This is a genomic window from Conyzicola nivalis (assembly GCF_040548875.1).
In the GTDB taxonomy this organism is placed as follows: domain Bacteria; phylum Actinomycetota; class Actinomycetes; order Actinomycetales; family Microbacteriaceae; genus Conyzicola; species Conyzicola nivalis_A.
The window spans coordinates 209,695-224,155 of sequence record NZ_JBEPSJ010000002.1; the positions used below are offsets into that span (position 1 = coordinate 209,695).

At 68.8% G+C, this 14,461-nt stretch carries 11 protein-coding genes and 1 tRNA gene; 5 read left to right on the top strand and 7 right to left on the bottom strand.

Annotated elements, in window-relative coordinates:
* The first annotated feature begins 19 nt into the window (after window positions 1-19).
* The 3 genes from hrpA (at window position 20) to ABIE21_RS09665 (ending at window position 5,083) form a co-directional block, all read left to right on the top strand.
* On the top strand, window positions 20-3,895 hold the full coding sequence (gene hrpA / locus ABIE21_RS09655) for an ATP-dependent RNA helicase HrpA (protein ID WP_354024614.1): 3,876 nt from the start codon (window positions 20-22) through the stop codon (window positions 3,893-3,895).
* Window positions 3,896-4,117: 222 nt separating this feature from the next.
* Window positions 4,118-4,615, top strand: coding sequence for a GNAT family N-acetyltransferase (locus ABIE21_RS09660; protein ID WP_354024615.1), 498 nt, complete (start codon window positions 4,118-4,120; stop codon window positions 4,613-4,615).
* A gap of 36 nt (window positions 4,616-4,651) precedes the next feature.
* Window positions 4,652-5,083, top strand: a complete 432-nt coding sequence (locus ABIE21_RS09665; protein WP_354024616.1) for a hypothetical protein — start codon at window positions 4,652-4,654, stop codon at window positions 5,081-5,083.
* Here ABIE21_RS09665 and ABIE21_RS09670 read toward each other — a convergent pair.
* From ABIE21_RS09670 to ABIE21_RS09685, 4 genes are all read right to left on the bottom strand, one after another.
* Window positions 5,076-6,530 (bottom strand): aromatic amino acid lyase, encoded by a 1,455-nt coding sequence (locus ABIE21_RS09670; protein WP_354024617.1) that lies wholly within the window; start codon window positions 6,528-6,530, stop codon window positions 5,076-5,078. The genes ABIE21_RS09665 and ABIE21_RS09670 overlap by 8 nt on opposite strands.
* Window positions 6,531-6,532: 2 nt before the next feature.
* Window positions 6,533-7,834 (bottom strand): NtaA/DmoA family FMN-dependent monooxygenase, encoded by a 1,302-nt coding sequence (locus ABIE21_RS09675; protein WP_354024618.1) that lies wholly within the window; start codon window positions 7,832-7,834, stop codon window positions 6,533-6,535.
* Complete coding sequence (locus ABIE21_RS09680) at window positions 7,834-8,874, bottom strand: PLP-dependent cysteine synthase family protein (RefSeq protein ID WP_354024619.1); 1,041 nt, start codon at window positions 8,872-8,874, stop codon at window positions 7,834-7,836. Before ABIE21_RS09680 ends, ABIE21_RS09675 begins: the two co-directional genes overlap by 1 nt.
* Window positions 8,875-8,946: 72 nt before the next feature.
* On the bottom strand, window positions 8,947-10,512 hold the full coding sequence (locus tag ABIE21_RS09685) for a long-chain-fatty-acid--CoA ligase (protein ID WP_354024620.1): 1,566 nt from the start codon (window positions 10,510-10,512) through the stop codon (window positions 8,947-8,949).
* Between the two features lie 107 nt (window positions 10,513-10,619).
* Between ABIE21_RS09685 and ABIE21_RS09690 the strand changes: the two genes are divergently transcribed.
* Window positions 10,620-11,774 (top strand): thiolase family protein, encoded by a 1,155-nt coding sequence (locus ABIE21_RS09690; RefSeq protein ID WP_354024621.1) that lies wholly within the window; start codon window positions 10,620-10,622, stop codon window positions 11,772-11,774.
* A gap of 95 nt (window positions 11,775-11,869) precedes the next feature.
* Window positions 11,870-11,944: transfer RNA gene (locus tag ABIE21_RS09695), tRNA-Met, on the top strand.
* Here ABIE21_RS09695 and ABIE21_RS09700 read toward each other — a convergent pair.
* From ABIE21_RS09700 to ABIE21_RS09710, 3 genes are all read right to left on the bottom strand, one after another.
* Window positions 11,945-12,958 (bottom strand): PHP domain-containing protein, encoded by a 1,014-nt coding sequence (locus ABIE21_RS09700; protein ID WP_354025149.1) that lies wholly within the window; start codon window positions 12,956-12,958, stop codon window positions 11,945-11,947.
* Between the two features lie 2 nt (window positions 12,959-12,960).
* Window positions 12,961-13,278 carry a hypothetical protein gene (locus tag ABIE21_RS09705; RefSeq protein ID WP_354024622.1) on the bottom strand — a complete coding sequence of 106 codons (318 nt, stop codon included), beginning with the start codon at window positions 13,276-13,278 and terminating at the stop codon, window positions 12,961-12,963.
* Between the two features lie 114 nt (window positions 13,279-13,392).
* Window positions 13,393-14,394 (bottom strand): ribonucleotide-diphosphate reductase subunit beta, encoded by a 1,002-nt coding sequence (locus ABIE21_RS09710; RefSeq protein WP_354024623.1) that lies wholly within the window; start codon window positions 14,392-14,394, stop codon window positions 13,393-13,395.
* Between the last annotated feature and the right edge of the window lie 67 nt (window positions 14,395-14,461).

Sequence of the window (14,461 nt, forward strand, 5' to 3'; positions counted from 1 at the left end):
GCCGTACGATTGAGGGCCGATGTCTGACGAACCCCTTGTGATTTCCTTCCCCGCCGACCTCCCCGTGAGCCAGCGCCGGGAGGACATCGAGCGCGCCATCAGCGAGAACCAGGTCGTGATCATCGCGGGCGCGACGGGATCGGGCAAGACGACCCAGATTCCGAAGATGCTGCTGTCGATGGGCTACACGAGCATCGGGCACACGCAGCCCCGGCGCATCGCCGCCCGCACGATCTCGGAGCGGATCGCCGAGGAGCTCGGCCAGGAGGTCGGCGACCTCGTCGGCTACCAGGTGCGCTTCACCGACCGCGTGGGCGCGGACACCAAGATCAAGCTGATGACCGACGGCATCCTGCTCAATCAGATCCACCGCGACCGCGATCTCAAGAAGTACGACGCGATCATCATCGACGAGGCGCACGAGCGCAGCCTCACCGTCGACTTCCTGCTCGGCTACCTCAAGCAGCTGATGCCCAGGCGTCCCGACCTCAAGATCATCATCACGAGCGCGACGATCGACCCGGGAAGCTTCTCGCGGCACTTCGACGACGCCCCGATCATCGAGGTGTCCGGACGCACGTACCCGGTCGAGGTGCGGTTCCGGCCGCTGGTCGCCGACGCCGAACCCAGCCGGTCGAGGAGGAGCGCCAGCGACGTATCGAGACCCGAGGACGAGGGTTTCGATACGGTCGCGGAGCGACCTACTCAACCAGCGGACGCGCCCGCCGTCGACCGCGATCCCATCGAAGGCATCAACGCCGCGCTCGACGAGCTCGCCCGCGAGGGCACCGGCGACGTTCTCGTCTTCCTCTCCGGCGAGGCCGAGATCCGCGACGCCGAAGACGCCATCCGCGGGCGCAACCTGCCGAACACGGAGGTGCTGCCCCTGTACGGCCGGCTGTCGAGCGCCGACCAGCACAAGGTCTTCCAGCCGTCGACTCAGGCCGGCACCCGCCGCCGCATCGTGCTCGCCACCAACGTCGCCGAGACGAGCCTCACCGTGCCCGGTATCAAGTACGTCATCGACGCCGGCACCGCCCGCATCTCGCGCTACAGCGTGCGCTCGAAGATCCAGCGGCTGCCGATCGAGGCGATCTCGCAGGCCTCCGCCAACCAGCGCTCGGGCCGCTCCGGCCGCACGAGCGACGGCATCGCGATCCGCCTGTACAGCGAAGAGGACTTCACCAAGCGCCCGGAGTTCACCGAACCCGAGATCCTGCGCACCAACCTCGCGGCGGTCATACTCCAGATGATCTCGCTCGGCCTCGGCGACATCGCGAGCTTCCCCTTCCTGCAGCCGCCCGACTCCCGCGGCATCAAGGACGGCCTCGACCTGCTGCGCGAGCTCGGCGCCGTCGACGGCGCGGGCGAGACACCCCGCCTGACCCAGGTCGGCAAGCAGCTCTCGCAGCTGCCGATCGACCCGCGCCTGGCGCGCATGATCATCGAGTCGAAGAAGCACGGCACGACGCGCGAGGTCATGGCGATCGTCGCCGGCCTCTCGATCCAGGACCCGCGCGAGCGCCCGCTCGAGAAGCGTCCGCAGGCCGACCAGTCGCACGCGCGCTTCACCGACCCGACGAGCGACTTCCTCTCCCTGCTCAAACTCTGGGACTACCTGAAAACGAAGGAGAAAGAGCTCAGCGGCAACCAGTTCCGCCGGATGTGCCGCTCGGAGTACCTCAACTACCTTCGTATTCGCGAGTGGGAAGACGTCTACAAGCAGCTCACCCGCCTCGCCAAGCAGCTCGGCCTGCACGTCGGCGAACCGCACACCAACCCCGACGGCATCCACCGGTCGCTGCTCGCGGGTCTGCTCAGCCAGATAGGGCTGAAGGATGTCGCCAAGCGCGACTACGTCGGAGCCCGCCAGAGCCGGTTCGTGATCTTCCCCGGCTCCGCGCTCGCCAAGAAGCAGCCCCACGCGATCATGAGCGCCGAGCTCGTCGAGACGTCGCGCCTGTTCGCGCGCGTCAACGGCGCGATCGACCCGGCCTGGGCCGAACCGATCGCCGGCGACCTGGTCAAGCGCTCCTACTCGGAGCCGCACTGGGAGAAGCGGCAGGGCGCCATCGTCGCCTACGAACGGGTCACCCTGTACGGCGTGCCCATCGTGCTCAAGCGTCGCGTGCAGTTCTCCCGCATCGACCCCGGCTACGCGCGCGAGCTGTTCATCCGGCACGCGCTCGTCGAGGGCGACCTCGTCGCCGAGACGCTCAAGGGCCGCGACTGGGACTTCGACCGCGCCAATCGCGCGCTGCGCAAGGAACTCGCCGAGCTCGAGGAGCGCACGCGCCGTCGCGACATCCTGTTCGACGACGAGGCGATCTTCGAGTTCTACAACCGGCGCATCCCCGCCGACGTCGCCTCGACCAAGAGCTTCGAGGGCTGGTGGAAGAAGGAACGCGCCACCCGTCCCGACTTGCTCACCATGACCGCCGAGAACCTCGTCGACGAGCCGGAGGCGACGGTCGACGAGAACGCCTTCCCGAGCGTCTGGCACCAGGGCGACCAGCGCCTCGCGCTCACCTACCGGTTCGAGCCGGGCTCGGACGACGACGGCGTGACCGTGAACATCCCGATCGCGCTGCTCGCGTCGCTGAAGCCGGAGGGCTTCGACTGGCAGGTGCCCGGGTTCCGCGAGGAGCTGGTGACCGCGCTGATCAAGAGCCTGCCTAAGGAGATCCGCCGCAACGTGGTGCCCGCCGGCGACTGGGCCAGAAAGCTGCTGAGTTCGGTCCCTGAGCCCGCTTCGGTCCCTGAGCCTGTCGAAGGGCCCGCTGCCGGAACCTCCCTCACCCAGTTCCTTGCCGACGAGATCCGCCGCCAGACGTACACCCCCGTCGACCCGTCCGACTTCGACGTCGAACGCGTGCCCGCGCACCTTCGGGTCACCTTCGCCGCGATCGACGAGCGCGGCAAGGTCAGCGCCTCGTCGAAAGTGCTCAGCTCGCTGCAGCTGCAGCTCAAGTCGACGGTGCGGGCGAGCGTCGCGAAGGCCTCGATCACCCCGAAGAGCGATCTCGAACGCGGCGGCCTCACCACGTGGGACTTCGACGAGCTGCCGAGAGTGCTCGACACGAAACACGGCAGTGGAATCATCCGCGCCTATCCGTCCCTCGTCGACGAGGGGAAGACCGTCGCCATCCGGCTGCAGAGCACGCCCGAAGACCAGGCGCGCGCCATGAGAGCCGGGGTGCGGCGGATGATTCTGCTCGCCATTCCCGCACCGACCGCGTATGTGCAGCAGCACCTCACCGCCGCCGAGAAGCTGTCGCTCGCCACCAGCCCCTACGCCTCGACCGCGGCGCTCTTCGCCGACTGCATGGCGGCGTGCATCGACGACGTGCTCGGCGACGATGCTCTCGGCAACGGCGACATCTTCACCCGCACGCAGTTCGAGGCGGCGCGCGACCGCGTGTCGGCCACGATCGTCGACGCGATGTTCACGACGGTCGCGCAGGTGAGCGCGATCCTGCTCGCGGCCCGCGCCGCCGAGAAGCTCATCTCGAAGACCTCGAGCATGGCGCTGCTCGGCCCGCTCGCCGACGCGCGGGAGCAGCTCGGCAACCTGGTCTACCCCGGCTTCGTCGCGGCGACCGGCACCACGCAACTGCGCCGCCTGCCCGTCTACCTCTCCGCCCTCGGGCACCGCATCGAGCGTCTCGCCGAGAACCTCGGGCGCGACCGCGCGTGGCTGACCGAGGTGCAGCAGGCGACCGAGCGCTACGTCTCGGCCGGCGGCGACCTGCCGCTGCAGCCCGACGCGCCCGAGCATCTGCGTCACGCCCGCTGGATGCTCGAGGAGCTGCGCGTCTCGCTCTTCGCCCAGCACCTCCCGACGGCCGAGCCGGTGTCGCTGCAGCGCATCACGAAGGTGCTCGGCGGCGGCTGAGGCCGTCGCGCCCGATCAGGCGTCGCCCCTGCTGCCAAATGAAGGAGATCTCGCTCGTCGGGCCCCTCGATCCGCGACAACGTGTGACTCGCCCCGGGTATCTCCTTCATTTGGCAGAAAAGCCGGCACAGAGACCGGCGCAGAGCGAACCGGCGCGGCCGACGTGTGACGCCGGGTTGCACGCATCGTGCACCGCCCGCGCGACGCAGCTAGCGTCGAGGGGTGACCGGCACTCGATTCGTCTATACGCGCTCCGACGACCCACGCGCGCAGCCGCTCGTCGACGAGCTGTCGCGCGAATACGACGAGCGCTACGGGCTCAACGACGGCATCCCCTCGTCGGCCGAGCTCAGCCGCTACCCCGCCGAGCGGTTCGCGCCCGAGACGGGCGGCGCGTTCCTGCTCGTTGAGCGCGACGGGGAGGTTGTCGCCGGCGGCGCCTTCAAGCGCGAGAACGAGTCGACCGTCGAGATCAAGCGCGTCTGGACCTCGAGCGCGCACCGCCGGCAGGGCCTCGCCCGCGTCGTTATGGCCGAGCTGGAGCGCGAGGCCGCCGCCCGCGGTTACACGACCGTCGAACTCACGACGGGGGCGCGCCAGCCCGAGGCCGTCGCCCTGTACCTGAGCCTCGGATACCGTCCGCTCTACGACACCGCGGGCGACCTCGAGGCGATCGGGTACCTGCCGTTCACCAAGCGCCTGCCCGAGCTCGACGACTAGCGGGGCCCCTACACTTCTCGAAAGAGGAGGACACCCATGGAACGCACCGACAAAAACGTCGACGACTATCTCGCCGGGCTGACCGGCGAGCGGGCCGACTCGATGCGCGCCCTCGACGCCGTGATCGCCGAGGAGCTTCCGGGTCTCGAACGCGTCCTCTGGGAGGGCGTCTTCTGGGGCGGCACCGAGCAGCAGATCATCGGCTACGGCGGCACCGCGACGCCGCGCCCCCGCGGCGAGGTCGTCGAGTGGTTCTTGATCGGGCTCGCCGACCAGAAGAAGCACATCAGCCTCTATGTCAACGCGAACTCCGAGGGCAAGCACCTCGTGCAGCTCTGGAAAGACCGGCTCGGCAAGGTCAATGTCGGCACCGCGGCGGCGACCCTCACGTCGTTCGAGGGCGTCGACGTCGACGGGCTGCGAGGGATGATCCGCGAGGCCCGGCGCCTCACACCCGAGGTCACGTAGCGAGCAGGGTCTCCAGCACACGACGCACCCGGTCGTCGAGCGGCTCTGCCGCGCGCACGATCCCGCCGACGGCCGCTACGACCGGCGTCAGCAGCTGCCCCGCATCCGCATCGCCGACCTCGACCAGCTCGACGGCGCACGCGGCCTCGATCGCGAGGATCGACCCGAGAAGTTCCACGCTCCTCTCGAGCGCCTGCAACGCGAGCACGGCGTTCGACGAGTGGTCTTCGACGCCCTCCGAGAGCGACGATCCCGACAGCGTGATCGCCCCGGCGAGGTGCCGCAGCTCTGCCAGCTCGGCGGCGGCCGAGTACCAGAGCAGCCCGGGCACGACGGCGCCGCCCGAGCGCCGCAGCGAGGCGCCGAGGGTCGACAGCTGCGAGATGCGCCGCTCGCTCATCGCGGCGACGTGCGCCACGACGACGCGCAGGTTCTCGAGCGCGAGCGCCAGTTCCAGGGCGAAGAAGTTGCCGCCGGACACCATCGAATTCGACGCGACGTCGACGAGCGGGTTCTCGGTGCGCGAGTTGAGCTCGAGCTCGAGCACCTGGGCGAGCCGGGCGATCGACACCCCGAGCGAGCCGTGAACCTGAGGCACCGATCGGAACGAGATCGCGTCCTGCGTCGACACCACCCCCGAGGAGAGCGACGACGAGGCGAGCAGCGAGCGGATGCGCCCCGCCGACACCCCCTGCGGGCCGACCGCGTGAGCGGCCTGCACACGCTCGTCGAACGGCGAGAGGCTGCCGCCGGCGCCGTGCCCAGCGATCGCCACGAGCGACAGCGCCGCGGTGAGGTCGGCGGCACGGGCGAGCCCGGTCAGGTCGGCGAGCACGAGCGACCCCACGCCGATGCTGTAGCTGTTGGCGCTGAGCGCGGCGATGGCCTCGTGCGGCTGCAGGGTGATCGGCGCGAGCCCCACGGCGGCGAGCGCGGTGGTGCCGTCGACGACGGCGCCGTCGAGAAACGCGAAGCCCGTGCCGGTGGCGACGGCGGCGACCGCGGCGAGCTGGGTGAGGTCGGCGGCACCCACCGACCCGGTGCGCGGGATCAGGGGGTGGACGTCGCGGTTGAGCAGCTCGCGGTACTGGGCGGCGAGCGCGACGGTGACGCCGGCTCCTCCGCGGCTGAAGCCGGCGAGCCGCGCGAAGATCACGGCGCGCGTCTGCTCGACGCTGAGCGCCGCCCCGATGCCGCCGGCGCTGTTGCGGATGGTGCGCCGCTGGTACTCCTCGAGCGTGTCGTTCGACACGACGACGTTGCGTCCGGCCCCGAGCTCGGTATTGAGCCCGTACACCGGAAGCCCCGCCGCCAGCACGTTCTCCACGACGTCACGCGACGCCTGCAGGTCTCGTTCGAGAATCGAGGCGAAACCGACACGGGCGTTGTCGCGGGCGACGGCGACGACATCCGCGGTAGAGACGGCCTGACGGGAGAGGATCGGCACGGCTAGAAGTCCGTCAGGTTGGCGCGGAGCCCGCCGTCGCCGAGCTCGTCGCGTAGCAGGCCCCGGCGGCGCAGCGCGGGAACGAGCGGGTCGAGCGTGCGATGCACGTGCGCGGGGTGCACCTGCCCGGTGAACAGGAACCCGTCGCCACCGACCGCGTCGGAGAGCTCGCCGAGGTGGTCGGCGATCTGCTCGGCGGTGCCGATGACCGCGAGGCCGTCTTTGTTCGCCCTGGCCTGTAGGATCTCGCGCAGGGTCGATCCGGCGGGGGCCGACTTCACGAAGTTGTCGAGGGTGCCCTGGTTGCTGTTCGTGGTCAGAGGCGGCAGCGGCTCGTCGAGGTCGAACGTCTTGAAGTCGACGCCCGACAGGTACGAGACCCCCTGCAGGGCCTCGTCGATCGCGGCCTGCGTCAGCTCGGCGCGGCGGGCGCGCACGGTGGCGGTCTCCTCGTCGTTCGCGGTGACGACGGGGTTGACGACGAAGAGCACCTTCACGTCGTCGGGGTTGCGCCCCGCGGCGGCCGCCACGTCGCGGATCGCATTCCGGTAGGCCGACATCCGTTCGGGCGTCGACGCGAGCTGCAGTATGACGTCGGAGTTCTGCCCGGCGAACTGCTGGCCACGACCGGATGCCCCGGCCTGCACCATCACCGGCTCCGAGTCGAGCGGCGCCGTGTTGAGCGGGCCGCGCACCTGGAAGAACTCGCCCCTATGGTCGATCGTGTGCACCTTCTCGAAGTCGGCGAACACCCCGCGGGCGGTGTCTTCGAGAATCGCGTCGGGCTCCCAGCTGCGCCAGAGCTTCCGCACCACGTCGACCCACTCCTGGGCGCGGTCGTAGCGCAGGTCGTGCTCGATCTGCTTGTCGAGCCCGTAGTTCTGCGCGGCGATGTCGCTGCCGCTCGTCACTACGTTGAAGCCGAGCCGTCCGCCCGCGAAGTGCTGCAGGGTGGCGAGCAGGCGGGCGGCGGTGAACGGCTCGTAGAACGACGCGCTCAGCGTCGGCACGATGCCGAGGCGTTCGGTCGCAGACAGCAGGTAGGGCACGAGTGGCAGCGGGTCGTGCTTCGGCACGAACCGGGCGTCGCGCAGGTTGACCTCTGCGGTGCCGCCGTAGGTGTCGGGAACGGTGACGCCGTCCTCGATGATGAACAGGTCGAGGCCGCTCGCCTCGAACAGGCGGGCCGCGTCCTGGTAGACGGGCGGCTGCTTCCAGTCGTAGCCGATGCCGTAGGTCGGGTCGCCCCATCCCTGCACGCCGAATCCCGCGCCCAGGAACCATCCGAAGTGCTGCAGTGCCATCAGTCGCTCGATCCGTCGGCGAAACCGTCGGCGTTCACACCCGCGGTCTCGAGCCAGCTGTTGTTGAATGCCTTGCTCAGGTAGTTGCCGCCCCCGTCGGGCGCGATCACCACGATAACCGAGCCGGCCGGCGCGGTGCGCGCCACCTCGAGCGCGGCGGCGACGGCGAGCCCCGACGACGGCCCGAGCAGCAGCGACTCCTCGACGGCCAGCCGGCGCACGGTCTCGTACACGTCGGCGTCGGGGATGGTGAGGATCTCGTCGGTCACGCCCTTGTCGAAGATCGACGGCCAGTTCGACTCCGGCCAGCGGGTTCCGACGCCGTCGACGATGATCGTCGCGGCCTCCGCTCCCCCGTAGGTCGAGCCGACCGGGTTCGCGCCGACGACGGTCACGCTGCCGTCGCTGATGCTCTTGAGAAAACGGCCGGTGCCGGTGACGGTGCCGCCGGTGCCGATGCCCGCGACGAAGTGGGTGACCTGGCCCGCGGTCTGGTCCCAGATCTCCGGGCCGGTGGTGGCGAAGTGCGCCTGCGGGTTCGCCTCGTTCACGTACTGCGACGAACGCCACGCGTTGGGGATCTCGGCCGCGATGCGGTCGGCGATCGCCCGCGCGTTCTGCGGGTTCTCGGGGCCGGCCTCCCAGTCGGCCTCGACGAGCTCGGCGCCGTACGCGGTGAGCAGAGCGCGCTTCTCACTCGAGATGAACGCGCTGTGGATGATGATGACCGGATGACCCGTCAGCTGGCCGACGAGGGCGAGACCGATGCCGGTGTTGCCCGAGCTCGACTCCACGATCGTCGCGCCGGGCAGCAGCGACCCGTCGGCCTCCGCGGTGCGGATGAGGTTCAGGGCGATGCGGTCCTTCGACGAGCCGCCGGGATTGCGGCTCTCGAGCTTGACCAGCACGCGACAGTCCAGACCGGAGGTGAGGTTGTGCAACTCGACGATCGGGGTGTTTCCGATGAGGTCGGTCACGGAGGAGAGGATGCCGACGCCTGTCGCGCGTCGCACCCCCGTGGGCTCTCCGATAATGGTCATCCGATGACACTAGGTCACCGTCGCCGCCGCCGGATTACTGTTGCCCACTGTGACGGCGCGCGACATCCCGCGTCACATTCGGGCGTCGGACTCCTGCCGTTCGTAGGTCGCGACGAGCTCCCGCTTGAGCACCTTGCCGCTCGGTCCGAGCGGCAGCGACTCGACGATCTCGATGCGCCGCGGGTACTTGTAGGCGGCCAGCTTCTCCTTCGCGAACTCGAGCAGCGCGTCGGTCGCGGTGTCGGCGCCTCCGGTGAGCACGACGCACGCCATGACCTCCTGGCCGTGGGTGTCGTGGGCGACTCCGAAGACCGCCACGCTCGCGACATCCGGATGTCCGCTCAGAACCTCCTCGACCTCGCGGGGGTACACGTTGTAGCCGTTGCGCGTGATCATGTCCTTCTTGCGGTCGACGATCCACAGGTAGCCGTCGGCGTCCTTGGTGCCGAGGTCTCCGGTGCGGAACCAGCCGTCGACGACGGCCGCCGCCGTGTCCTCTGGGCGTCCGAGGTAGCCCGTCATGAGATTGTGGCCGCGGATGACGATCTCGCCGAGCTCGTCGGTGGGCAGCAGCTCGATGTGGTCGTCGACGTCGGCCTTCGCGATCTCGAGGTCAACTCCCCAGATGGCCTGGCCGATACTGCCGGCGCGGGGCTCGCGTCCGACGTGGTTGAAGCTCGCGACCGGCGACGTCTCGGTGAGGCCGTAACCCTCGTAGATCTCGACGCCGAATTCCTGCCTGAAACGCTCGATGACCGCGAGCGGCAGGGATGCGCCCCCGGAGACCGCGTACCGCAGTCTCGGGCGTTCGTCGGTGTTCTTCGCCGCTTCGAGCAGCGCTATGTACATCGTCGGAACGCCCATCATGATGGTGCACTCGCTGTCGATCAGGGCGCGCAGGGCGCTCTCGCCGCTGAACTTCGGCAGCAGCACGACTTTCGCGCCGGTACGCAGAGCGGTGTTGAGCGCGCAGGTCTGGCCGAAGGTGTGGAACAGCGGAAGGCAGCCGAGGATCGTGTCGGACGAACCGAGGTCGAAGGTGTTGAGCAGCAGCGTGTGGGTCTGCTCGACGAGCGCAAGGTGACTGCCGATCGCTCCCTTGGGCCGCCCGGTGGTGCCGCTCGTGTACAGGATCGTGGCGGGGTCGCCCGGTGCGCACGGCACGTAGCCGTCGATCGGCACGGCGTCGCGGGCGAGCACCTCGAGCTGCGGCACCCCCTCTATCGGTCCCGGCGCGAGGACCGAGAACACGGGCACCCCGGCGAGCGCCCCTCCCCACTCGCCCTCGCCGAGCAGCGGGGCGGCGCAGACCAGGATCGTCGCGCCCGAGTCGCGCAGCACGTACTCGATCTCGTCGGCCTTGAGCAGCGCGTGCACGGGCACCACGACCGCGCCGAGGCTGAGGATCGCGTAGTAGAGGCGCGGGAAGTCGGCGACGTTCGGCACGAGCATCGCCACGGCGTCGCCACGCTTCACACCGCGGCTGCGCAGCGCTCCGGCGTACTCCCGGGTCTGCCGCCACAGGTCGGCGTAGCTGATCTGCTCGTCGCCGACGACGATCGCGATCGCGTCGGGGGTTCGGTCGGCGGACTCCTTGAGAATCGCGGCGACGGAGAGCGTCTGCGTGCTGGGGTTCATCTGGATCTCCTGTCAGCGATGACCGGCTCGTGCTTTCGACTCACTCGCACCGTACGCCGCCCCACAAGCGCCGGTCAACCGACGGGGTGCGGGGTTACAGTGGATATATGACGACCGCAGTCATCGTTGACGCCATTCGTACTCCCTCCGGTCGAGGCAAGCCGGGGGGCCAGCTCGCGGGGTATCACCCCGTCGATCTGCTCGCCCACGTGCTCGAGACCCTCGTCGCCCGGTCGTCGCTCGATCCGGCCCTCGTCGACGACGTGATCGGCGGCTGCCTCTCCCAGGTGGGCACGCAGGCGGTGAACATCACCCGCAACGCGGTGCTCGCCGCCGGCTTCCCCGAGACGGTGCCCGGCACCACGATCGACCGGCAGTGCGGCTCGAGCCAGCAGGCCGCGACGTTCGCGGCGCAGGGGGTGATCGCCGGCGCCTACGACGTCGTGATCGCGTGCGGTGTCGAGCTGATGAGCAGCCACCCGATCAACGTCGCCACGCTCGGCGAAGACCCGTTCGGCCCGCGGATGCAGGCTCGCTACCCCGAGGGGCTGATCGGGCAGGGGCTGTCGGCCGAGCTCATCTCGGCCAAGTGGTCGCTGACCAGGGAGGCGCTCGACGAGTTCGCGGAGCGATCGCATCGGCTCGCGGCATCCGCCGATTTCACCCGTGAGGTGATCTTCGTCGACGGCTCGACGACCGACGAGACGGTGCGCCCCGGAACCACTCTCGAATCCCTCGCCGGGCTGAAGCCCGCCTTCAACACCGCGGATGCCGCCGCGCGCTTTCCTCAGATCGACTGGCGGATCACGGCGGGCAATTCGTCGCCGCTGACCGACGGTGCCTCAGCCGTGCTGATCATGAGCGAGGAGAAGGCGGTCGCACTCGGACTCACGCCGCGGGCGCGGTTCCACAGCTTCGCCGTCACCGGTTCCGACCCGATCGAGATGCTGATGGGCGTCGTCCCGGCCACCGCGAAGGTGCTCGACCGCGCCGGTCTCTCGATCGGCGACATCGACACGTTCGAGGTCAACGAGGCGTTCGCCTGCGTGCCGCTGGCCTGGCAGGCGGAGACCGGCGCCGACCCGGCGCGGGTCAACCCGCGGGGCGGCGCGATCGCCCTGGGTCACGCCCTCGGGTCGAGCGGGACCCGCCTGCTCACCACCATGCTCTCCACGCTCGAGCAGTCGGGCGACCGCCTCGGCCTGCAGGTCATGTGCGAGGGCGGCGGCATGGCGAACGCGACGATCATCGAGCGCTTCTAGCCGGTCCCTGAGCCTGTCGAAGGGCGGCGTCATCCGGGGTAAGCAAACGTCACACTTAACCCTCGCGACCCGGACCCGCGTAGCGTTGTCCACATCGCGGCGTGCCCAAGTGGACTAAGGGAACGGACTCATAACCCGTCATTTCGCAGGTTCGAATCCTGCCGTCGCGTCTACACCTTCAGCCACTCGGCGAGCTTCTCGACCGGCCACGTCGTCACGATGCGCTCGGCCGGCACACCGTTGGCCTCCGCCCGCGCCGCCCCGTAGGGCAGAAAGTCGAGCTGCCCCGGCGCGTGCGCGTCGGTGTCGATGCTGAACAGGCATCCGGCGTCGAGGGCGAGCTGGATCAGCCTGCTCGGCGGGTCGCGGCGCTCGGGCCGGGAGTTGATCTCCACCGCGACGCCCTCCTCGGCGCAGGCCTCGAACACCGCGCGGGCGTCGAACGTCGACTCGCCGCGGGTGCCGCGAGAGCCCTGCACGAGTCGGCCCGTCACGTGACCGAGCACGTTGGACTGCGGGTGACGGATGGCACGGATCATCCGTTCAGTCATCTGCTCGCTCTCCATCTTGAGTTTGGAATGCGCGCTCGCGACCACCACGTCGAGCCGCTCGAGCATCGCGTCGGTCTGGTCGAGCGCGCCGTCCTCGAGGATGTCGACCTCGATTCCGGCGAGCAGGGTGAAGCTGTCGGATGCCGCGTTGAGGTCGGCGACCACGTCCAGCTGCTCGGAGAGACGCTCGGCGGTGAGCCCGTTCGCCACCTTCAGGTTCGGCGAGTGGTCGGTGAGCGCCAGGTAGTGGCGGCCGAGCGAGCGTGCCGTGGCGACCATGTCGGTGATGGGCGTCGTTCCGTCGGACCACTCGCTGTGGCTGTGCAGGTCGCCGCGCAGTTGTGCGAGCAGCTCCTCGCCGCCCTCGGCCAGCGGCACCGCGCCCTTCGCGCGAAGGTCCGCGAGGTAGTCGGGCACCTGGCCGTCGATCGCCTGCCGGATGACCTCGAAGGTGCGTCCGCCGATGCCCTTGGTGTCTTTCAGCCGGCCGTCGTCGGCACGGGCCGCCAGTTCGTCCGGCGAGAGCTCGGCGATCGTCGCAGCGGCCGACCGGAAGGCACGCACCTTAAAAACGGGGGCGAGGTCGCGTTCCAGCCAGAATGCGATCTCGGTGAGGGCGGCGGTGGCATCCATGGTCACGCACTCCTGCCTCTGCCGAGGCGCTCGGCGTGCAGTCGCATCTCGATGTCGCTACGCGGGGTGTCGGAGAGGTCGGAGCCGACAAGCCAGATCAGTCCGGGCTTGCCGCCGGCGTCCGTCGAGCGCAGCGCGATCGAGAATGCTCCTGCGGCCGGCTGGTGGCGAGCCGCCCACTCCGTGGCCTCGTGGAGCGTCGCCCCGTCGATGTCGAACGCCTGCGTCGCCATTCCGGGAACCTCGTAGAGGAAGACCCGCAGCGGCAGATCGTACGACTCCCACGTCGTGTCGCGTTCGTCGACCGGTCTCGCGTCCATGGCCCAAGGCTAGGGGCCAGCCCCGTCACCGACAACAGGGCCGCCGACAGGAAACGGGGACCACCCCGTCGATCTCTCGACGGTGCGGTCCCCGTTCAGCTGCTGCCGTTTCGGCTACGCGTGCGACGGTGCCTTCGCGGTGGCGGAGGCGTTCGACTCGTACGACGTGTTGGTCGACTCGAAGAAGTTGACCAGCTGCAGGGTGTCGTTCGCGGCGGCCATCCACTTGGCGGGGTTCGAAACGTTGTAGTGCGCGTCGAATCCGAGCTCCTCGAGGCGGCGGTCGGCGAGGTACTTGACGTACTGGTTGATGTACGTCGCGTTGAGCCCGAGGATTCCGTTGGGGAGCAGGTCGCGGTTGTACTCCTCCTCCATCTCCACGGCGTCGAGGATCATCTGCTTGATCTCGGCGGCGAACTCCTCGGTGCCGACCTCGGGGTTCTCCTCGAGCACGGTGAGGATGAGGTTGATGCCGAACTTGAGGTGGAGGCTCTCGTCGCGCACGACCCAGTCCATGAGCGAACCGAAGTTACGCAGGAGGTTGCGCTGACGGAAGCTCAGGGCGACCATAAAGCCCGAGTAGAACCAGACGCCCTCGAGGATCACGTTGTACGCCACGAGGTTGCGCACGAAGTCCTGCTTGCCCTCGACGGTCGAGATGTCGAGAGTCTGCTCCGTCATGCGACGGATGTACTTCATCTCGAACTCTTCCTTGCGCGCCATCGAGGGGATGTCGACGTGCGAGTTGTACGCGGCCTCCCGGTCGATGGGGAAGGTCTCGAGCACGTACTCGAAGCTCATGCAGTGGTTGGCCTCTTCCCACATCTGCTTCGCGAGGTAGATGCTGCACTCCGCCGCCGAAACGTAGGGGTACACGCCGAAGGCCAAGGCCTTGTTGACGAGCAGCTCGTTCGGGTTGAAGTAGCTCATGAGGAACGTCACCGCGTGGCGCTCTTCGTCGCTCATCTTCTTGAAGTCGGCGATGTCCTCGCCGAGCTGGATCTCGTTCGGGAACCAGGTATTGGCGACGGCCTGGTCGTACAGGTCCATTGCCCACTGGTACTTGATCGGTTTGAGGAGGAGGCCGTCTTGCAGGCCTGTTCCGAGAATTCCCATGATTACTTCAAATCCTTACTGGCAGCTTTCGCACTGCAGTTCGTCCATCGGGTCGGTGGGTACGTAG

Excerpts from the sequence above, each read along its gene's own strand:
- ABIE21_RS09675 (WP_354024618.1), bottom strand. The coding sequence starts at position 7,834 with ATGGCACTGCAGCACTTCGGATGGTTCCTGGGCGCGGGATTCGGCGTG.
- ABIE21_RS09705 (WP_354024622.1), bottom strand. The coding sequence starts at position 13,278 with ATGGACGCGAGACCGGTCGACGAACGCGACACGACGTGGGAGTCGTAC.
- hrpA (WP_354024614.1), top strand. The coding sequence starts at position 20 with ATGTCTGACGAACCCCTTGTGATTTCCTTCCCCGCCGACCTCCCCGTG.
- ABIE21_RS09690 (WP_354024621.1), top strand. The coding sequence starts at position 10,620 with ATGACGACCGCAGTCATCGTTGACGCCATTCGTACTCCCTCCGGTCGA.
- ABIE21_RS09710 (WP_354024623.1), bottom strand. The coding sequence starts at position 14,394 with ATGGGAATTCTCGGAACAGGCCTGCAAGACGGCCTCCTCCTCAAACCG.
- ABIE21_RS09665 (WP_354024616.1), top strand. The coding sequence starts at position 4,652 with ATGGAACGCACCGACAAAAACGTCGACGACTATCTCGCCGGGCTGACC.
- ABIE21_RS09685 (WP_354024620.1), bottom strand. The coding sequence starts at position 10,512 with ATGAACCCCAGCACGCAGACGCTCTCCGTCGCCGCGATTCTCAAGGAG.
- ABIE21_RS09700 (WP_354025149.1), bottom strand. The coding sequence starts at position 12,958 with ATGGATGCCACCGCCGCCCTCACCGAGATCGCATTCTGGCTGGAACGC.
- ABIE21_RS09680 (WP_354024619.1), bottom strand. The coding sequence starts at position 8,874 with ATGACCATTATCGGAGAGCCCACGGGGGTGCGACGCGCGACAGGCGTC.